Origin of the sequence: Pseudomonas putida (assembly GCF_028682175.1) — a bacterium.
Taxonomy (GTDB): Bacteria; Pseudomonadota; Gammaproteobacteria; order Pseudomonadales; family Pseudomonadaceae; genus Aquipseudomonas; species Aquipseudomonas putida_AD.
In genome coordinates this window covers 1-19927 of record NZ_JANHKS010000005.1, presented here as the reverse complement: position 1 = coordinate 19927, position 19927 = coordinate 1, and the positions used below count along the sequence as shown (strand labels likewise).

At 59.1% G+C, this 19927-nt stretch carries 20 protein-coding genes; 6 read left to right on the top strand and 14 right to left on the bottom strand.

The annotated features are described in order from the left end of the window. Nucleotides 1-83 precede the first annotated feature (83 nt). Nucleotides 84-1634, top strand: a complete 1551-nt coding sequence (locus NPS29_RS05365; protein ID WP_274131172.1) for an MFS transporter — start codon at nucleotides 84-86, stop codon at nucleotides 1632-1634. Between the two features lie 75 nt (nucleotides 1635-1709). Here NPS29_RS05365 and NPS29_RS05360 read toward each other — a convergent pair whose 3' ends face one another. From NPS29_RS05360 to NPS29_RS05345, 4 genes are all read right to left on the bottom strand, one after another. Next, entirely contained in the window at nucleotides 1710-3197 is a 1488-nt protein-coding gene (locus tag NPS29_RS05360) for an efflux transporter outer membrane subunit (RefSeq protein WP_274131171.1), read from the bottom strand. Between the two features lies 1 nt (nucleotide 3198). Next, nucleotides 3199-6384, bottom strand: coding sequence for an efflux RND transporter permease subunit (locus tag NPS29_RS05355; RefSeq protein ID WP_274131170.1), 3186 nt, complete (start codon nucleotides 6382-6384; stop codon nucleotides 3199-3201). Between the two features lie 6 nt (nucleotides 6385-6390). Further along, on the bottom strand, nucleotides 6391-7632 hold the full coding sequence (locus NPS29_RS05350; protein WP_274131169.1) for an efflux RND transporter periplasmic adaptor subunit: 1242 nt from the start codon (nucleotides 7630-7632) through the stop codon (nucleotides 6391-6393). A gap of 305 nt (nucleotides 7633-7937) precedes the next feature. Then, nucleotides 7938-8831, bottom strand: coding sequence for a LysR family transcriptional regulator (locus tag NPS29_RS05345; RefSeq protein WP_274131168.1), 894 nt, complete (start codon nucleotides 8829-8831; stop codon nucleotides 7938-7940). Between the two features lie 374 nt (nucleotides 8832-9205). On the opposite strand from NPS29_RS05345, the gene NPS29_RS05340 reads away from it, so the two are divergent. Together NPS29_RS05340 and NPS29_RS05335 are read left to right on the top strand one after the other, a co-directional pair. Further along, on the top strand, nucleotides 9206-9742 hold the full coding sequence (locus NPS29_RS05340; protein ID WP_274131167.1) for a carbonic anhydrase: 537 nt from the start codon (nucleotides 9206-9208) through the stop codon (nucleotides 9740-9742). Nucleotides 9743-10001: 259 nt separating this feature from the next. After that, nucleotides 10002-10463, top strand: a complete 462-nt coding sequence (locus tag NPS29_RS05335; RefSeq protein ID WP_274131166.1) for a cupin domain-containing protein — start codon at nucleotides 10002-10004, stop codon at nucleotides 10461-10463. Nucleotides 10464-10536: 73 nt separating this feature from the next. Here the strand turns inward: NPS29_RS05335 and NPS29_RS05330 are convergent, their stop codons facing one another. Beyond that, on the bottom strand, nucleotides 10537-10848 hold the full coding sequence (locus tag NPS29_RS05330) for a cupin (RefSeq protein WP_274131165.1): 312 nt from the start codon (nucleotides 10846-10848) through the stop codon (nucleotides 10537-10539). Between the two features lie 294 nt (nucleotides 10849-11142). On the opposite strand from NPS29_RS05330, the gene NPS29_RS05325 reads away from it, so the two are divergent. The 3 genes from NPS29_RS05325 to NPS29_RS05315 are packed head-to-tail and all read left to right on the top strand — an operon-like array spanning nucleotide 11143 to nucleotide 13732. After that, entirely contained in the window at nucleotides 11143-12126 is a 984-nt protein-coding gene (locus NPS29_RS05325) for a DUF1852 domain-containing protein (RefSeq protein WP_274131164.1), read from the top strand. Nucleotides 12127-12151: 25 nt separating this feature from the next. After that, nucleotides 12152-13186 carry a methionine synthase gene (locus tag NPS29_RS05320; RefSeq protein WP_274131163.1) on the top strand — a complete coding sequence of 345 codons (1035 nt, stop codon included), beginning with the start codon at nucleotides 12152-12154 and terminating at the stop codon, nucleotides 13184-13186. Between the two features lie 39 nt (nucleotides 13187-13225). Next, complete coding sequence (locus NPS29_RS05315; RefSeq protein ID WP_274131162.1) at nucleotides 13226-13732, top strand: flavin reductase family protein; 507 nt, start codon at nucleotides 13226-13228, stop codon at nucleotides 13730-13732. Nucleotides 13733-13759: 27 nt separating this feature from the next. Here the strand turns inward: NPS29_RS05315 and NPS29_RS05310 are convergent, their stop codons facing one another. From NPS29_RS05310 to NPS29_RS05270, 9 genes are all read right to left on the bottom strand, one after another. Next, complete coding sequence (locus NPS29_RS05310; protein ID WP_274131161.1) at nucleotides 13760-13984, bottom strand: hypothetical protein; 225 nt, start codon at nucleotides 13982-13984, stop codon at nucleotides 13760-13762. A 61-nt stretch (nucleotides 13985-14045) separates the two neighbouring features. Next, complete coding sequence (locus NPS29_RS05305) at nucleotides 14046-14243, bottom strand: hypothetical protein (RefSeq protein WP_274131159.1); 198 nt, start codon at nucleotides 14241-14243, stop codon at nucleotides 14046-14048. An 89-nt stretch (nucleotides 14244-14332) separates the two neighbouring features. Next, entirely contained in the window at nucleotides 14333-16708 is a 2376-nt protein-coding gene (locus tag NPS29_RS05300; RefSeq protein ID WP_274131157.1) for a T6SS phospholipase effector Tle1-like catalytic domain-containing protein, read from the bottom strand. 23 nt (nucleotides 16709-16731) lie between these two features. Further along, the gene (locus NPS29_RS05295) at nucleotides 16732-17223 is read right to left on the bottom strand and encodes a DUF3304 domain-containing protein (protein WP_274131156.1); all 492 of its coding nucleotides are present in this window, start codon (nucleotides 17221-17223) and stop codon (nucleotides 16732-16734) included. Further along, complete coding sequence (locus NPS29_RS05290) at nucleotides 17220-17702, bottom strand: hypothetical protein (RefSeq protein ID WP_274131155.1); 483 nt, start codon at nucleotides 17700-17702, stop codon at nucleotides 17220-17222. Before NPS29_RS05290 ends, NPS29_RS05295 begins: the two co-directional genes overlap by 4 nt. 21 nt (nucleotides 17703-17723) lie before the next feature. Continuing rightward, the gene (locus NPS29_RS05285; protein ID WP_274131154.1) at nucleotides 17724-18224 is read right to left on the bottom strand and encodes a DUF3304 domain-containing protein; all 501 of its coding nucleotides are present in this window, start codon (nucleotides 18222-18224) and stop codon (nucleotides 17724-17726) included. Nucleotides 18225-18298: 74 nt separating this feature from the next. After that, the gene (locus NPS29_RS05280; RefSeq protein ID WP_274131153.1) at nucleotides 18299-18799 is read right to left on the bottom strand and encodes a DUF3304 domain-containing protein; all 501 of its coding nucleotides are present in this window, start codon (nucleotides 18797-18799) and stop codon (nucleotides 18299-18301) included. Next, nucleotides 18796-19746, bottom strand: coding sequence for a DUF4123 domain-containing protein (locus NPS29_RS05275; protein WP_274131152.1), 951 nt, complete (start codon nucleotides 19744-19746; stop codon nucleotides 18796-18798). The genes NPS29_RS05280 and NPS29_RS05275 overlap by 4 nt, the downstream gene beginning before the upstream one ends. After that, on the bottom strand, nucleotides 19747-19927 hold a 181-nt coding region (locus NPS29_RS05270), incomplete at its 5' end, for a hypothetical protein (protein ID WP_274131151.1). It lies immediately after the preceding gene.

Here is a 19927-nt window from a genome sequence, read left to right as displayed (position 1 = left end):
TAAGTGTCTCTCGATGGCGCGTTTATCGATGAATCTGCGCCAGCAACAATGACACATCTTTTCGCACAACAGGTATATCCCTCATGACAAATATTGCCCACCAGGCAACTGCTCGCGACAGGCTGCTGATTCTCGCGGCCATCTGCCTGTCAGCGCTTGTCCTGCCGCTGAGTTTTACCGGTGGGGCTGTCGCAACCCCCGCGATTGGCCGTGAACTGGGGGGCAGCCCGGTGGCGCTCACCTGGATCACCAACGCGTTCATGCTGTCGTTCGGCAGCCTGCTGATGGCTGCAGGCGCACTGGCCGATGTCTATGGCCGCAAGAAGCTGTTCACCCTTGGCATGATGCTGTTTACCGCCGCCTCGATTGCCCAGAGCCTGGCACCGACGGTGTTCTGGCTGGATATCCTGCGGGCGGTGCAGGGCGTAGCCGGTGCTGCGGCGCTGGCCAGCGGTTCGGCGGCCATCGCCCAGGAATTCGAGGGGCATGCGCGCACACGGGCCTACAGCATGCTGGGCACCACGTTCGGCATTGGTCTGGCATTTGGCCCGCTGCTGGCGGGCGGCCTGATCGAAGCATTCAGCTGGCGGGCGATCTTCGTGTTCACCGCCGTCATCGGCGTGATCTCCATGGTCTTCGGCCTGCCGCGCATGCGTGAAACCCGTGATCCGAACGCCCAGGGCCTGGACTGGCCCGGCACTGTCACCTTTACCGGTGTGCTGGCGCTGTTCACCTTTGGCGTGATCCAGGCACCGGAGAGCGGCTGGGGCAGCCCACTGGTGTCCGGACTGCTGATCGGTTCGGCGGTTCTGCTGGCCCTGTTCGTGATGATCGAAATGCGCGTCAAGCGCCCGATGCTCGACCTGACCCTGTTCCGTTACCCGCGTTTCATTGGTGTGCAGATGCTGCCGATCGGCACCTGCTACTGCTACATCGTCCTGGTGGTGATGCTGCCGCTGCGTTTCATCGGTGTCGAAGGGCTGAGCGAAATCGACGCCGGCCTGCTGTTGCTGGCGCTGTCCGCCCCGATGCTGGTGGTGCCGATGATGGCGGCATCGCTGGCGCGCTTTGTGTCCCCCGGCATTCTGTCCGGCGCGGGATTTCTGATTGCGGCGGTGGGCCTGCACTGGCTGAGTTTGTATAACGTCGGTGAGCCAAGGTTCGGTCTGGTGGGCCCCATGTTGTTGATCGGCATCGGTGCCGGGCTGCCCTGGGGATTGATGGACGGGCTGTCGGTCAGCGTGGTGCCCAAGGAGCGTGCCGGCATGGCCGCCGGTATTTTCAACACCGTACGGGTCGCCGGGGAGGGCATTGCACTGGCCAGTGTGGCGGCCATCCTGGCCTCGTTGCTGCACACTCACCTCAGCGACATTCTGCAGGGCGTGCCGGGAAGCCTGGACACTGTCGCCATCGCCGAAACCGCCCAGCGGGTCACCACCGGCGACATGGCCCATGCGATCGACCGCATCCCGGGGTTGGCCAATGAAGCGCTGATCGCCGGTTATGCCCAGGCCTTCCAGTACCTGCTGCACATCCTGACCGTCATCACGCTGTTTTCAGCGGCGGTGGTTCTGGGGTTGCTGAGTAAGGATCGTGTGGCTGTGGAGGACGCTGTCCAGAAGCCAGCCGTGTGACGCTGGATGTCTGAAAAACGGCCGGTCTTGCGCAGGCAAGGCTCGGCCGCTTCGGTGATGCCCACACCCGCGCTTTCAGCGGCTGGCCACAGGCGTCGGCGAAGACGTCACTTCGGACTGCCCATCCCATCCACCGCCCAATGCGCGGACCAGCGCAACGGTGGTGACGGCCCGACTGCCGCGCAGTTGCACGGCGCTGCGCTCAACCGTGGTGAGGTTGCGCTGTGCCTCCAGCAGGTCCAGGTAGCCCGTGCGACCGGCTTCATACAGCATCTGGGCCAGTTGTGCCGAACGGCGTGCCGAGACGACGGCCTCGTCGGTCTGCTGCGCCTGATCGGCCAGAATGCGCAGGCCCGCCAGGTTGTCTTCGACTTCGGCAAACGCCACCAGTACCTGTTGACGGTACGTCGCGACCGACTCCTCCAGCGCGGCCTCACTGCGCTTGACGTTGTTCTTGTTGCGGCCGCCATCGATGATCGGCATCGACATCAGCGCACCCAGGACCCAGGAGCGACTGCTCCAGTTGAAGATGTCCGCCACCGAAGTGCCGACACCACCAATCCCGCCGTTGAGGTTGAGCGCCGGAAACATCGCGGCACGGGCAACGCCGATACGCGAGTTCGCCGCTTCCATCTCACGCTGCGCGATGACGATGTCCGGGCGGCGCTGCAGCAGGCTCGACGGCATGCCCGAAGGGATCTGCGGCAGCGAGGCGATGTCATCGAGGGGTTGGCTGCTGGCCGAGAAATTCGATGCCGGCTTGCCCAGAAGCACCGCGAGCGCATGCTCATGGGTGGTTCTCTGCTGTTGCAGGGCAACCGCTTCCGCGCGCGCCGTCGACAGCTCTGTCCTGGCCCGCGACAGGTCGAACTCGCCTACATCTCCCAGATCGAACCGGCTCTGGGTGACCTGCACGGTTTGTTCGCGCAAGCGCACGGTTTCATTCAGGGTTGCCAGTTCGGCATCGGTTTCGCGCAAGCGGAAATAGGTTTGCGCGACGTCCGCTTGCAGCGACAGCAGCACCGAGCGGTAACTGGCTTCGCTGGCAGCCGCGTCCGAGTTGGCGGCGTTGACGTTGGACGACACTCGGCCGAACAGGTCAACTTCGTAGCTGGCGGTCAGGCTGGCCTGATAGGTCGTGCGGGCCCCTACAGCACTGCCACCAGGCAGGCTGTTGGGGGATTCACGGTTTCTTTGCGCGCCAGCGTTGACACCGATCTGTGGTATCCGGTCCGCTGCGGCGATGCCGGCAATGGCACGGGCCTGTTTCAGACGCGCTGTGGCTTCTGCCAGGTTGTTGTTGCCCCTGGCTGCTTCATTGATCAGGGCGGTGAGCGCCGGGTCGTTGAAGGCCAGCCACCATTCACCGCGTGGCTGTGCTTCGGCTGCCCTGGCGGCCTGCCAGCGGGTGCCATCTGGCGCGGTGACGGGCGTATCAGGGGCTTCCTTGAATGCCTGTGGCACATCGATTTCCGGTTGTTTGAAATCGGGTGCAGCACAGGCGGCCAGCGCCAAGGCAATGAGGACTGCACCGGTACGTTTGATGAAGACATTGGCGTTCATGTTAGTGAGTCTCTTCAAGAGCGTGAGGAACGACCGCCGAGTTAGTGGCTTTGCTGCGGCTCAGGAATTTGGCGAGCGAGCGCATCAACACGTAGAAAACGGGTGTCAGGAACAGTCCGAAGAAGGTCACGCCGAGCATGCCGCCAAACACGGCCACACCCATCGCATGACGCATTTCCGAGCCTGGGCCATGGGAGAACACCAGCGGCAGCACACCCATGATGAACGCGATCGAGGTCATCAGGATCGGACGCAGACGCAGGCGGCATGACTCCAGTGCTGCCTGCACGGTCGTGCGGCCGTGGTGCTCCAGTTCGCGAGCGAACTCGACGATCAGGATCGCGTTCTTGGAGGCGAGTCCCACGAGTACGAACAGCGCGATCTGGGTGAAAACGTTGTTGTCGCCGCCGGTCAGCTTCACGCCCAGCAGAGCACACAGGATCGACATCGGCACGATCAGGATCACCGCCAGTGGCAAGGTCCAGCTTTCGTACTGCGCGGCGAGCACCAGGAACACCAGCAGCACACAGAGCGGGAACACGTAGAACATGGTGTTGCCGGCGAGGATGTCCTGGTATGCAAGGTCGGTGAACTCGTAGGTGATGCCTTTTGGCAGCACTTCTTTGGCCAGACGTTCGATGGCGGCCTGTGCCTGGCCGGACGAATAGCCAGGCGCCGGGCTGCCGTTGAGGTCTGCCGACACATAAGCGTTGTAGCGTTGTACCCGTTCCGGGCCGTAGGTGTTGGACACGCGCATCAGCGAGGCGAGGGGAATCATGTCGCCGTTGGTGCTGCGGATCTTGAGCTTTTTCAGGTCTTCCACGTGGTTGCGGAACTGCTCGTCAGCCTGCACCCGCACCTGATAGGTACGCCCGAAGCGGTTGAAATCGTTGACGTACACAGAACCCAGGTTGACTTGCAGCGTCTGGTAGATCGTTTGCAGCGGCACGTTCAACTGCTTGGCCTTGTCACGATCGATGTCGGCGTAGATCTGCGGCACGTTGATCTGGTAGCCGGTGAAGACACCCGCCAGTTCAGGCGCTTTGCGCGCACGGGCCTGGAGTTCCTGCGTCGCTTTGTTCAATGCGTCGTAGCCGACGTTGCCGCGGTCTTCCACCATCAGCTTGAAGCCGCCGAGGGTGCCCAGGCCGTCCACTGGAGCCGGTGGCACGACGAGGATGAACGAGTCTTCGATCGACGTCATGCGTTTGTTCAACTCACCGGCGATGGCGCCTGCGCTCAGGTCTCTGGAGCTGCGTTGAGCGAAGCTCTGCAGGTTGCTGAACTGGATACCCGCGCTGGACGAGGCAGTGAAGTCGTTGACCGACAGGCCCGGAAACTGCACAGCGTCGCTGACGCCGGGCGTTGCAGTGGCGATCTTGCCCATGCGCTGGATGACGGCATCGGTACGGTCCAGCGAGGAGGCGGTCGGCAGTTGCGCGATGCCGATCAGGTAGCCTTTGTCTTGCAGCGGCACGAAGCCCGCAGGCACCAGTTTGAACATCAACCCGGCACAGGCGGCCAGCATCAGGTAGACGGCGATGGCGCCGGACTTGCGTTTGAGGGTGCCTTTGACGCCCATTTCATAACGCTCGGACGAGCGCCCGAAGAAGCGGTTGAACACCCGGAAGAACCGGCCGAACAGCGTGTCCATGATGCGGGTCAGGGCATCTTTCGGCGCGTCATGGCCCTTGAGCAACACAGCGGACAATGCCGGCGCCAGAGTCAGGGAACTGAATGCCGAGATCACGGTGGAAATGGCGATGGTCAGCGCGAACTGCTTGTAGAACTCACCGGACAGGCCCGGCACGAAGGCAATCGGCACGAATACGGCACAGAGCACCAACGCGATGGCGATGATCGGACCGCTCACTTCCTTCATGGCCTGTAGTGTGGCTTCACGGGGCGACAGACCGCTCGCGATGTTCCGTTCGACGTTTTCCACCACCACGATGGCGTCGTCCACGACGATACCGATAGCCAGCACCAGACCGAACAGCGACAGGGTGTTGATCGAGAAACCGAATGCGAGCATCACGGCAAAGGTGCCGACCACGGAGACCGGCACGGCGAGCAGCGGGATCAGCGAGGCGCGCCAGGTTTGCAGGAAGATGATGACCACCAGCACCACCAGCGCGATGGCTTCGAGCAGGGTGTGAATCACCGCATTGATCGAGTCCTGCACGAAGCGGGTGGTGTCATAGACGATGCTGTATTCCATTCCCGGCGGGAAGTCAGCCTTCAACTGTTCCATGCGGTCGCGAATGTCGCTGGACATCTGCAGCGCGTTGGCGTTTGGCGCTTCGAAGACGACCAGCGCCACAGCCGGCTGGTTGTTCAGGCGGGCACGCAGGTTATAGGCGTTGGCACCCAACTCGATGCGGGCGACGTCACGCAGGCGGGTCAGGGCGCCATCGGCACCGGTGCGCACGATGATGTTGCCAAACTCTTCAGGGGTTTGCAGCCGGCCTTGGGTTTTCACGGACAACTGGAAATCGCTGCCTCTGGACGGCGACTGCCCGATTGCACCGCCTGCCACCTGTACGTTCTGCTCGCGAATGGCGTCGGTGACATCCAGGGTGGTCATGTTGCGCGCGGCGATCTTCACCGGGTCGAGCCAGATACGCATGGCGTAGTCGCCCGAGCCGTTCAACTGCACCTGACCGATGCCGGCGATGCGGTCGAGCTGGTCCTTGACGTTGATCGTGGCGTAGTTGCGCAGGTACTGGTCATCGTAACGACCGTCCGGCGAGGTCAGGTGCACCACCATGGTCAGGCTGGGCGTCGATTTGATGGTGGTGACGCCGATCTGGCGCACCTCTTCGGGCAAGTGTGGCAAGGCCCGTTGCACGCGGTTTTCCACGTCGGTCTCGGCTTGCGAAACCTTGGTGCCGATCTTGAAGGTCACGGTCAGCAGCAGGTTGCCATCGGCCGTCGATTGCGACGACATGTAGAGCATGTTGTCGACGCCGTTGACCTCTTGTTCCAGCGGCGTGGCCACCGTCTCGGCAATGACCCTGGCGTCAGCGCCCGGATACTGCGCGCGGATCTGCACGGCGGGTGGCACCACGTCCGGGTACTCGGCGACAGGGAGCGTGAACAGCGCGATGAGCCCTGCCACGAAAATGATGATCGACAGCACCCCCGCGAAGATGGGCTTGTCGATGAAAAATTTCGAGAAATTCATGATCGATCAACCCTTTGACTTGGCGTCAGGTGTGGTTTTGGAGGCTGTTTCGGGGGTGGTTTCTGCGACAGGTTCATCAGGATTGAAATCCATCGAAACCATGTGCGGTGCCAGGGGGGCGCCCGGCATCACCCGCACCAGGCCGTTGACCACGATCTGCTCGCCAGCTTTCAAGCCGCTGCGCACGACACGCAGACCATCCACCGTGTTTCCGAGGGTGACCTGACGGTATTCCGCTTTGCCCTGAGGATCGACGACGAACACGAACTTGCGATCCTGATCGGTGTTGATCGCCCGCTCGTTGATCAGGATGGCCTGGGTTTCATTGCCGCCATGGGTGCCACCCAGCAACTGCACGCGGGCGAAGAGGCCCGGGGCCAGGGTCTTGTCGGCGTTGCTGAAGATGGCGCGCATGCGCACGCCGCCGGTTTGCGGGTCGAGCTGGTTGTCGACAAATTCGAGCTTGCCCTCGTGGGGGAAGCCTTGCTCGTTGGCCAGGCCAACCCTGACGTCTACATCCTTGCCGCCGTGGTGAGCGGCACCGACACGCAGGTAAGTGTCTTCGTCACCGTCGAAGGAGGCGTAGATCTTGTCGTCGGACACCACCTTGGTCAGCACGGCGCTGGTGTCGACCAGGTTGCCCAGCGTGATATCGGCTTTGCCGACGCGGCCATCGATGGGGGAGGTCACGCGGGTATAGCTCAGGTTGAGCCTGGCGTTGTCAGACTCGGCTGCGGCAGCACGGGCGCTGGCTTCCAGCTGCTTGAAATTGGACAGGTTTTCGTCCAGCTCACGCTGCGCGATGGCTTTCTCGCCGATCAGCTTCTGAGAGCGGGCCAGCTCGATACGCGCCAGGTCCACTTTGGCCCGTGCGGCAGCCGCGGCGGCTTCGGTGCGGTCGGCTTCGGCTTGATAAGGGCGCGGATCGATGACGAAGAGCACGTCGCCCTTCTTGACGATGGCACCGGGGGTAATGTTGACGCTGGTGATGAAACCCGGGACCCGGGCACGAATATCGACGCGCTCGATGGCCTCCATTCGACCGGAAAACTCCTGGGTTTCGACCACGGCTTTCTGCACGACCGTCGCGGCGGACACCACGGCGCCAGCGGCAACCGCTGAATCAGCGGGTTTTCCGCTGGCGTCGTCGCAACCGGACAGGTTCAGGACCAGCAGGCCAGCCATTGCCATCGCCACGGCACCGGCGAGAGGGCGGATGCGGGTATTTGGGTGATGAACAGTTTTCATAGGTTCTCTTCAGAAGTCGGATGGATTGGCTAGCGAAAGGCTGGCTCTGCTCGCTCACGAAACCGGCACCGGCAGGCCGTGAGCGGCGGCAAGCAATGAAATGAACGCTCCCTGTGGAGTGCGTCTGCGTATAACATTATGATTATCATATAAACCGGGCAATTGCGGCTTCTTGATTTGCATAATCAATTCAAATGATAACTGTAATCTTATTGCGCGAACACAGCCCGCTCGCACTGTGCGAGATGCCAGGGGGGCTCGGTGAGTGCAGAGCTGTCCGCTCTGATGCGGCAGGATTGCCGAAGCTATGGCTCGCTGGCCAGCATCCGGGCCAGGAAATCGACAAACACTCGGGCAGACATGCGAGTGGTTCGCCCCATCGGAAAATAGGCATGAACGGGCAGTTCGGCCATCTTCCATTCAGGCAGAACCTGGACCAGCGTCCCGGCTTTCAAGTCTGCGGCACAGGCCCACGACGTGGTGGACACAATGCCCAGCCCACCGACGGCAGCGGTCAGTGCCCCGGCCGTATTGTTGATGGAAAGCTGCGCGTTGGGGCTTACTGAGGATTGTTCGCCGTTGCGCTCCAGTTGCCAGGAGGTGACTTGGGACCCTGCCGGGCCACCGACGACTCGATGACTCTGGATGTCAGCTGGACACTCAGGCGTGCCGTGCTCGGCCAGATAGCCTGGGGACGCCACCAGCACGCGCCGCATCAGGCCTATCTGCCGGGCCGTCCCGGAAAGGTCCGGCAGGTGCCCGACGCGGATGCCGACGTCAACGGCGTCCTTGACCATGTCCTGCCACTGGTCTTCAAGCAGCAGTTCCAGATGCAGGGACGGGTGCTGTTCGGTGAAGGTCGAGAGCCTCGGGATGACGATGCGCAGCCCCATCGTTGCAGGCATGCCGATGCGCAGCAACCCGCGAAGCTCCCCGGTTTCCCGCACGCTGTTTTCGGCATCGTCGACCGCCGCCAGGATGGGTTCGACGCGCATGAGGAATTCCAGACCTGCTTCGGTTGGCGTCACGGCGCGGGTGGTTCGGGACAGCAGGCGGGCGCCGAGACTGGCTTCCAGCTCAGCAATCATTCGCGAGACCTGGGATTGCGCGAGCCCGCTTTCCCGGGCCGCTGCCGAAAAGCTCCCCAGCCGCGCGACCCGCGTGTAGATGCGCAACGCGACGATGTCTTTCAGCGCCATCTTCCCAGTGCTCCGTCCATTTCGTCAGCCCACACAGCCCGGTGCATTCGCGTCGACCCGTGATCGATCAGGCCCGATCAGCGTGCGGGCGAGGTGCACCCCACAGCGGGCGATCATGCCATGAACGGAGGTTCATTAATGCTGATTCGAGATAGATGTTAGACCAAATCGACGGCTACCGGCGGCCCCGCCAAGCGACGATATTGGCTCCATCGCAAGCGAGACGCTGCGGTGCTCGCCGTTGGCGAATTCGCCCGCCTGCATGCCGTCAGGCTCAACGGCAAATGAAACGGGCTCGACCGGTTCGTGCATCTCGAGCCGGTTTCCCTGACTGACCTGACTTCCCCAGCCTCAACCTGATGACGGAGACAATCATGGACTTCATCAAGACCCTGACCGAACGCAATGCCGAGTACGCAGAGAACGGTTTCTCGGCAGATCTCAAAATCATCCCTTCGCAGAAAACCATGATCATCGGTTGCGTTGATCCTCGGGTGGACCCGATGGATATCTTCAAACTTGACGCCGGTGAGGCCGCCATCATTCGCAACGTGGGCGGCCGCGTGACCCCCGAGCTGTTTCAGACCATGGCGATTCTCGGCACGGTGTCGAAAGTCGGCGGCAACCCCGTCGGCGAAGGCTGGAATCTGGTGGTGTTGCACCACACCCAATGCGGGATCACCGGTTGCCTGCATCATGCGCCTCATCTCCTTGCTCGATACATGGGCGTGGAGGAGGGCAAACTGGCAACGCTGGCCATCGACGATCCGTACAGATCGGTCGAGATCGATGTGGCGGCCCTCAAGGCCAATCCGAACCTGCCTGCAGATGTGATGGTCACCGGGCTGGTGTATGACGTGACCACCGGCAAGGTTGAAACCGTGGTGCCCACATCACGCCTGAAAGGGTAGGGGTTCGCCCTGCGGCATCGGCTCTGCACCGTTCGCCCTGCTGGTTTCGATCTTCGACCTGAAGTCGGCCAGCCGAGCGGGCATGGGGCGCATCGTCCATCAGGGCCGTTCTGTATCACAACGTATCGCCCAGGGGCAGGGCCACGTTTGCATACAAGTAGGCTTCGGCCAGAAATGAGCCAGATACAATGAGTCATTCAAATGGAGTACCGCACAAGCGGAAACAGCCACCCTGACGGCTCACTCCTGGAATAGACCCATGTCACAGTACTTAACTCGCAAGACCCGGCTCGTCATCGCCCTCGCGACTGCCCTTTGCGGATTCGCCGGGATATCACAGGCTCAAGATGCCAGTGCGCAGGCAAGCCCACCTAGTTCATCGGCCGCAAAGAGCTGGCAAACCGGCCTTCATCGCACTGATCTGGTGAAGAGGGACCTGGACTTCGCGGATCGTGAGGCCATTCAAGTCCGGGTCGACTTCGAGCCGGGCGTCGCTGCCCCCAGGCATTCGCATCCGGGGGTAGAGATTGCGTATGTGATCAGCGGCACTTTCGTATATGAGTTGCAAGGTCAACCCGCCGTGACGCTTCATACCGGTGACTCGTTATACATTCCGGCCGGGGTTCCCCATGTTGCAACTAACGTCGGCACCACCACCGGCTCGGAGTTGGCAACCTACATCGTGAAGAAAGACGTCCCGCTGTTGAAACTGGAACCCTAGCGCACCTTGGTGCCCGGACCCTGCCGCGAGATCAACGACGTGAGGGCACTTGTGTTTTGAGCTTGCGAGGCACTCAAACACTGCCCTCACGTTCAATGACCAGAATTCGCGCTTCGCCTCGGGGATGGGCAACATGTTCACATCCAATCCCTGCGAAAAACACATCACCTGTCATCAAGGTCACGACGCGCTCGATGCCTGACTCGCGATAGTGCATCTCTACCGTGCCGTCCAGAACGGCGAACACTTCCTCACCGTCATTCACATGCCATTTGTAGGGCTGATCGGTCCAGTGCAGGCGCACGGTGGTGCCGTCCATGTTAGCGATGTCGTCAGCACCCCAGGCACGGGTGGCGGTGAATTCCTTGCTCCGAATCACTCTCATTGTGGCTGTTCTCAAACGGTTCGCTAAAGCCCGGCAATCTACCAGAACCAACATCGGTTCGCGGCGGGGCGTTGATGGATGGCTGCCGGGCCCCGCACATCATCATGAATCTGGCTAATGCTCCATTGAAATCAATTCGTTTTTGTTCATACAGCCAGCGCCCTAACATGCGGACTGCTCTTCACCACAGATGGCGTGCAGCCTGCCGGGTGAAAAAACAGAACGTCGGCCACGCCTGAGAAGACAAGCAGCACATTCAGGTCTGGCGCAAAGAACACAGGGTGTCAGATCAAGATGAACACAGACTTCGCATTCGCTATCAAGAGCATCTGTTTCGACGAGAATTATTTTCCCTCGGACACTACGCGCATCACCACCAACTTCGCCAACCTGGCCCGTGGGGAAAGCCGGCAGGAGAATCTGCGCAACACCCTGAAAATGATAGATAACCGCTTCAATGCCCTGGCGCACTGGGACAACCCTACGGGCGATCGCTATCGGGTGGAACTTGAGATTATCTCCGCTGAAATGACGCTCGATGCCCAAGGCCGTGAACAGGCCATCCCGCTGATCGAGGTGTTGAAAACAACCATCGTCGATCAACACACCCATGAGCGTATCAATGGCATTGTCGGAAACAACTTCTCTTCTTACGTGCGCGATTACGACTTCAGTGTGCGCCTGCTGGAACACAACAAGAACCGCGTCGGGTTCAGCACGCCGGAAGACTTTGGCGACTTGCACGGCAAGCTGTTCAAGTGCTTCGTCAATTCGAGTGCCTACAAGGCGCACTTCGACAAACCGCCGGTGATCTGCCTGAGTGTGTCCAGTTCAAGGACCTATCACCGGACCGAGAACCAGCATCCGGTGCTCGGGTTCGAGTACAAGCAGGATGAGTATTCGTTGACTGACGAGTATTTCAGGAAGATGGGATTGACCGTGCGCTACTTCATGCCGCCTAACAGCGCGGCGCCTTTGGCGTTCTACTTTTCAGGCGATCTGCTGAGTGATTACACCCCTCTGGAGCTGATTGGCACCATCAGCACAATGGACACCTTCCAGAAGATATACCGGCCTGAAATCTACAACGCCAACTCGGCTGCGGGGAAATCCTACCAGCCGAACTTGAAACACCAGGATTACTCCCTGACTCGCATTGTCTATGACCGGGAAGAACGCAGCCGGCTGGCGATCGAGCAAGGCAAGTTTGCCGAAGAGCAGTTCATCAAACCCTATCAGGCCGTGCTTGAGAAGTGGTCCGTCAGCTGCGCCCTTTGAATCATTTAAAACAAGGTTATCGTTCATGAAAAAACTGTTGCCCACCTCGACCGCCGGCAGCTTGCCCAAACCTTCCTGGCTGGCCCAGCCCGAAACACTCTGGTCACCCTGGAAGCTGGAAGGCGACGCATTGGTCGAGGGCAAACAGGACGCGCTGCGTCTGTCATTGCAGGAACAGCAACTGGCGGGTATCGATATCGTCAGTGATGGCGAGCAGACACGTCAGCACTTCGTCACGACGTTTATCGAACACCTGGACGGCGTGGATTTCGAAAAGCGCGAAACCGTGAGAATCCGTGACCGCTACGATGCAAGCGTGCCAACAGTGGTGGGAGCAGTTGCGCGGCGCAAGCCGGTGTTTGTCGAAGATGCAAAATTCCTGCGTCAACAGACCGGCCAGCCAATCAAGTGGGCGCTGCCAGGCCCGATGACAATGATTGATACCCTGTTCGACGCCCACTACAAGAGCCGTGAAAAGCTGGCCTGGGAATTCGCCAGGATCCTCAACCAGGAAGCCAGGGAGCTGGAAGCCGCCGGGGTCGATATCATCCAGTTCGATGAGCCTGCATTCAATGTGTTCTTCGACGAAGTGAACGACTGGGGCGTTGCGACGCTGGAGAGGGCCATTGAAGGACTCAAATGCGAAACGGCCGTGCACATCTGCTACGGATACGGCATCAAGGCCAATACAGACTGGAAGAAAACCCTGGGCTCGGAATGGCGCCAGTACGAAGAAGCTTTCCCCAAACTGCAAAAGTCCAGCATCGACATCGTCTCGCTGGAGTGCCACAACTCTCACGTGCCCATGGATCTGATTGAACTCATTCGCGGCAAGAAAGTGATGGTCGGGGCTATCGATGTGGCGAACCACGCCATTGAAACCCCTGAGGAAGTTGCCAACACCCTTAGGAAGGCGCTGCAGTTCGTTGACGCCGACAAGCTCTACCCTTGCACCAACTGCGGCATGGCACCTCTGCCTCGTCGGGTTGCCAGCGGCAAGCTGCAAGCATTGAGCGCGGGCGCAGAGATCGTGCGCAGAGAACTTTCAAACCAAGGCTGAACCACTATTGAAGTGGCGGACTTTTATCCAGGATCTGTTATGTCGCTTACCGGTACTGCCATCGAGCCCTTGCACTTTCGCGAAGCGCTCGGGCATTACGCATCGGGCATCACCGTGGTTACCTCGCACATCGCCGGCGAGCCGATTGGCTTTACCTGCCAGTCGTTCTACAGCGTGTCGATGAGTCCGCCACTGGTGTCATTCAGCGTCATGTCCCAATCGGCCAGTTATCCCAGGATTCGCCAGGCCGGCCGGTTTGCGGTCAATATCCTCTCCGGTGAGCAGGTCGATATTTCCAATCAGTTCGCACGCCGAGGCACGGACAAGTGGCAAGGCGTTGACTGGCATCAGTCGCCCTTGGGCAACCCGATCATTGGCGGCAGCCTGCACTGGCTTGATTGCGAAATCCACGCTGAGTATCCCGCTGGCGATCACCTGATTGTTATTGGTGAGGTCAAGGCGTTGAGCCTTAAAGAGGCAGCGGCTGAGCAGCCGCTGCTGTATTTCAAAGGGCAGTATCGCAATCTTGCGGAGCAGAGAAACTAGCCCCTGATTGTGAGCCCGACGTCTTGTTCAATGCGTGCTCGGTCGGGCGGCCCTGAGCGCGTTCAGCTCTGCCGTCAGCGCGTCATTCATGGCGACTAGTGTACGTGTGTCGCCCTTGAGCTTTCTGATATCTGCCCATGCTTCGTGGAGCTCATCCAGAAGCATCAGGCACTGATGCTGATAGCTTTCCAGCTCCGTGGGTACACCGAGATCGAAAGGAGTGTCTTCTGGGATAGAGGCTTTGTCAGTCATGGGGATACCGTTTGGAGTACAAATGTTCTCCTGACAAGATTAGCGGCTGATACTGGATGTATCAACAGCTATCCGATAACTCAATCTGGAGGCGAAGCAGCGGCGAGCTGTCTTTGGCCTGGCGTTTTTTGCACCTTCTTTCGTCCTGTTGGGCTCGCACGTCGAGCAGGCCTGCACCGCTGATCAGCGAGAGGCCGATGGCCTCGGCCTGTTGCGCGCCGCGGAGGTAACCGATGACTTGGCCGCTGCCACGCGTCATCGTTTCGCCAGCGTGATAGTACTGCGCACGTCAAACCCCGGTCGTTTGCGCACCATTAACACCCCGCCACGGATTGATCCTTCGCCTCTTCATCTAAACGGCCCCAACCCTTTCGGTATTACTTTTCCTAAAACGTCTTTGCCAGCATCCAAAGTCGCATCGGCAGCCTTGCCAGGAATACTCATGAGCCCCTCAAGTGCCTCATCTTTCGACTTGCCGATGCCATCAGCGACTTCGTTGGCTTTGTGCTTGAGCGCGTCACTTGCCATACCCAACTGATAGCCGACCTCGTCAATCACAGCGAAGCCTTCATGGTCGCGGTCAAAGAGGCGTCGGTATTGCCCCGGTCCGTTGGCTTCGCGGCGCGTGGCGCTGCCCATTCCATATTTCACGACCAGGCCGGCGATGCCTGCGTTAGCGCGCAAATCGCTGGCGTCGTCGTCGGTCATCACGGGAATATGCGGCGTAGTGGGTGGTTTCTGCTCGGGGTCAGGACCGTTGGCGTCATACACCTTTTGTTCGAAGCGGTTGAGGGCGAAGAGGCTGGCATCGAGGGCAGATTGTTCCACCGGCAGAACGGGGGTTTGTGCCTCGGCCATCAACGCGTCGTAGAACGCTTTCTTCCTGCGGATTTCCGCTACGAACTGCTGTTTGTCCCACTGAGTGATCGGCCCCAATAGCCAGAACCCTGCGTGGGAATCATGCACGTACCGGTCGAAAAACCGGTCTACCAGCGGGGGTATGGGTGCTCGATCGTCCACGGCCAGCACCAGGTCGCGTTGGGTCTGGCTGGCAGGTGCAGGCGCTGGCACGGTGCTGATCATGCCGACCCCTTGGCGGATCACCGTGCGCAGCGTTGGTAAATGGGCCTTGCGTGCCTGGGCGATGTCCGCCTGCCAGTCCTGCTCGGACTCCCACAAATCGTGTTTGTCCTGATCCGACGCCTGCTGATAGCTTTGCATGGCCTTGAACTGCGCCTCGGTTCTTTTGCTTGCCCGCCAGCGCCAGTAGTGCTGCATCTGCGTGTGCAAACGGTTGTTGACCACGCCGACGCGGCTGCCGGACAGGTCCTCTTTCTGTTCATTCACCTCGTGCGTCCAGGCCAGGTAAGCCATGAAGGCGGCGTGCATGTCTGGGTCGATGGCGAAGTCTGCGGCGAGGGTGTCGATCATGCCAATACGAGGCTTGAGTCGCACCCCGGCTATAAAGGCCTCTTCGTACATGTCGTTCAGGGTGATCTGCGACAGCAGGGCGCTGCGGCCACCAAGCGACTTACCTTGATCCCCCACGGAGTAGCCGCCACCAATGTCCGAATGCGTGCCGGGGTAGACGTACTCTTTGGTGTTCTTTGGCCAGCGGTTGCCATCGCGAACGGTGGACGCCGGAAACGAGCGGCGAATCTCATGGCCCGCCAGGTAATGCACGGTATTGTCGATGTCTCCAATACCCAGATTGTTGTGCGCCCAATCGAGAAAACCACGGCCTACCGGCGAGGAGTCCGCCAGCCCGACGGAGGCTACGGTGTCGAAGATACCCAGGAAGCGCAGGTTCAATTCCGCCTCGCCGATCATTCCGCCGCTGGCTTCGCGGATCCAGTTACAGAACACCCGCGCCTCTGCTGCGCCGCGGGAAAAGCCAAACACCGACAGGTGCAATTTGATGATGCGGGGCCGCTTGCCCAGGATCGCCTTGAGCAAGCGTTTATTCAGCGCCTGAAAGACTCGGCGCATCTGGTTGTCGTTGATCTTGCGTCGATAGAAACTGCTCAGCTCCTCGGCGACGAGGGTTTTCATTTCCTTCTGCGGGATCAAGTCGAACTCATAGAAAGACCAACACACGGCGTTGTAGATCTGAAGCATTGCGTAGTGAATCCGCGCCTCACCGCCGGTGGCAAAGCTCTTGCCGGAAGTGGTTTCCTCCGGTTCACCGATTTCCGGAAAGGCTGTTCCCACTCCAGGCAGGTAATAGGCAAAGTGGGTTTTCTTGTCATTCTTGTGGGCGTCATACAGGCTGACGATATTGGAGTGACTATTGGTGGGGCGGTCGCGCAGCATGTTGTTATTGGTGCCATCAAAAAACACCCCGACATGAATTGCCTGCACACAGCTGCCGTCCGATCCCGTGAAGTCCGTGGTGCGAGACCGCAGGAACTGCTCCCGTTCGGTGTGCTCGCGCCCCAGCCGGGCGATTTCAATCGGTGATTGGGTTTCAGGGCTGCCCACCGTGCAGGAATAGTCATCCCAATGCGCCGCGCTCAGCAGAGCAGGCATTGGTTTGAATTCTTTCTGCCAGACCCTCTCCCGCTTGGGCGGATTGCGTTCTGCGTCCCACCAGTGCGACTGACTGCCGTTAAGTTCAATAGAACATTGCGCGGTGTATGTCGTCGGTGTATCGAAGTAACAGCACTCTTCGACGCCAAGCAATGTACGGTCAACGCGATACCAGCCGGGTTTGAACTCCTTCATCGTTATAACTCCCTTTAACTCGATTAGTAAGGCCAGTCGGCAGGTTTTTCGGGATACGCGGGGCCAGGGTAGTCGGGGTTGCCAGCGCCCATTCGGCTGATAATCAGGCGGACTTTACCCATCGGCAGAAAATGCACACCCAGTGTGGTCGCTTCGTCGTCGTAGGGTTCTATCGGTACCCGTTCTTCGTGCCAGGTTTCGCCGGAATGAGTGCCGGGAATGGAGCTGGAGGTCGTCCAGCGCACCGTCGCCATCATCCCTGGCCGCCACTCGCCGGGCACGCCGATGCAGCAGGTGAACTTCCCCCCCCCGCCATAAGCAAATACATTTCCGCCACCCCCTTGATCAACATAAAACTGATGAATGTAATCTTCGGTATGGTTGTATCCGGTTATTTTTATAAATGAAGGCTCGATAGCTTTTGGCTTTTTCTCGCAGCCAATCAACCCCAGCGTCAATAGTAAAAAAATGAATAGCCGGCTCAGTCGAGAGTGCCTAGATTTAAATGGTGTCATGGGTGCAGTCCTTGATTAGCGACATTGCGCTTTATATGAAAAAAGATAGGCGCAGGTGCCTGCGGCAGGTTGTTATGGATGTCATCAAAAAACACCCCGACATGAATTGCCTGCACACAGCTGCCGTCCGATCCCGTGAAGTCCGTAGTTCTAGACCGCAGGAACTGCTCCCGTTCGGTGTGCTCGCGTCCCAGCCGGGCGATTTCAATAGGTGATTGGGTTTCAGGGCTGCCCACCGTGCAGGAATAGTCATCCCAATGCGCCGCGTTCAGCAGAGCAGGCATTGGCTTGAATTCTTTCTGCCAGACCCTCTCCCTCTTGGGCGGATTGCGTTCTGCGTCCCACCAGTGCGACTGACTGCCATTAAGTTCAATCGAGCATTGCGCGGTGTGTGTCGTCGGCGTATCGAAGTAACAGCACTCTTCGACGCCAAGGAGTGTACGGTCAACGCGATACCAGCCGGGTTTGAATTCCTTCATCTTTACTTCTCCTTTTTAAATTTAGTCGACCGGCCAGTCGGCAGGTTTTTCCGGGTAAGCGGGACCAGGGTAGTTGGGGTAACCCGAGCTGAAGTTGCTGACAATTAAACGCACTTTATTATCAGGCAAGAAATGGGTGTTCATTGTGCTACCGGCTTCACCGTATGGCTCGATTATTACAACTTGCTCATGCCAGGTTTCGCCGGTATAAGGCTTTTTACTCTTACGGGAAGCCGAGGTCGTCCAGCGCACAGTCGCTGTCAAACCCGGCCGCCATTCTTCGGGCACCCCAATACAGCAGACAAATTTTCCGCCGCCTCCATAAGCGAACGAGTTACCACCCCAAGCACCGTCGATGTAGTATTGATGAACGTAATCCTCAGTATGGTTGTACGCTCTCATCTTGACGTAGGCAGTTTCGGCTACCTCTGGCTTTTTATCGCACCCACTTAATCCCAGCGTCAGTATTAAAACAGTGAACAGATAGCCCTGCCAGATTCGACTAGAGTTGAGCAGTTTCATGATGCAGTCCTTGAAAGGTTGGCGCGATACCAGCCGGGTTTGAATTCCTTCATCGTTACTTCTCCTTTTTAAACTTAGTCAACCGGCCAGTCGGCGGGCGGTACGGGATATGCGGGCCCCGGGTAGTCTGGATGACCTGCTCCCATCCGACTGATAATCAAGCGGACTTTACCCATCGGCAGAAAATGCACACCCAGTGTGGTCGCCTCTTCGTCGTAGGGTTCTATCAGTACCCGCTCCTCATGCCAGGTTTCGCCGGTATAGGGTTTTTTACTCTTACGGGAAGCGGAGGTCGTCCAGCGCACCGTCGCCATCATCCCTGGCCGCCACTCGCCGGGCACGCCGATGCAGCAGGTGAACTTCCCACCCCCGCCATAAGCACGAACATTTGCCCCCCCACTCTGATCAACATAATACTGATGAATGTAATCCTCGGTATGGTTGTACGCAGTGATGTTTATAAAGGATGGTTCAATAACTTTTGGCTTTTTCTCGCAGCCAACCAACCCCAGCATCAATAGTAAAAAAATTAATGAATAGCTCAACTGGGACTGCATAGGTTTAAATGATGTCATGGGTGCAGACCTTGATTAGCGATATCGCGCTTTACTTGTAATGCTGCCCACAGTTCCTCAGGCCACAAGCGTTTCAATTCGACGAGTGAGTCGCTGTTTTTCCGTATGGATACCCAGGTCGGTTGCAGCTGCTCATGGCGATGGAATTCGTCGCCAAAGTTCAGACACAACTGTACAAACTCATAACGATCCTGCGCGCACGCGAGATGCAGTGTGGTCGCAGTGTTCAGGCACGCCTGTAGTCGTTGATGCAGTTGGGCGTTTGACAGGCCATTCGGGGTGTGGGGACCTTGCTCCATCAGTTGCCGAAAGATGCCGTCGGCCTCGGTGCGGTCGTCAATACGTGTGAATTGCTGCAATGACAGGTGCAGCCACGCTTCGTTGTCGGGTGCCCGTTCATGATCTGATGAGGGTGCTTCGTCCCAGGTGCGCCAATGGCCATCGCGGTTCACCCAGCCCCAGGACTCGATGACCTTGGCGATACGGCGTTGTTGCGTGGGCGCAAGGTCATCGAGCAGGCCGGACAGGACACGCACATCAGCAAAACGACAGTGCATGGGGCGTGGACGCCCCTCGGCCTGGACCTTCCCCAGATAGCCAAACAGTGAGTGCAGCTCGGCAAGCGGCGAGGCGCTGCATATCCAACTCAATGCCGGGGCGATCCCGATGAACTCCAGCAAGCATGTCACTTCTGCTGATCGCTGGATCGGGTCAGTGCTGAGCGTTAGCAGGTGCGGGGCGTGCTCGCCGAACGTGGCCAGTGAGGTACTGGCGAACGCGTTGACCAGTGCTCCTTGATGGCGCTGGATGAGCGTCTGTCGTTGTTGCGCATCAAGCAGTGCCATGTCGATCAAGGCGAAGCATGGCGCAGGGCGTGACTGCATCCAGTCCAGGAGTGTTTCGGCTGTACCTTCCGCGATGGGATCACAAGCAAAGTGCAACGTCATTTACTGCAACTCCGCAAAAGCAGCGCCGTCGCGTGCGGCTTTGAGCATGCATTCAATGCACACCGACTCAGGAAATTGCGGCAACCCATAAGGCACCGCTATTTCCGGATCAAACAAATGCTCAGCCGCATACAAGGTCATCGTCCCCGGGCAGGCGAAGGTGATGTTGCCCCCCTCTATA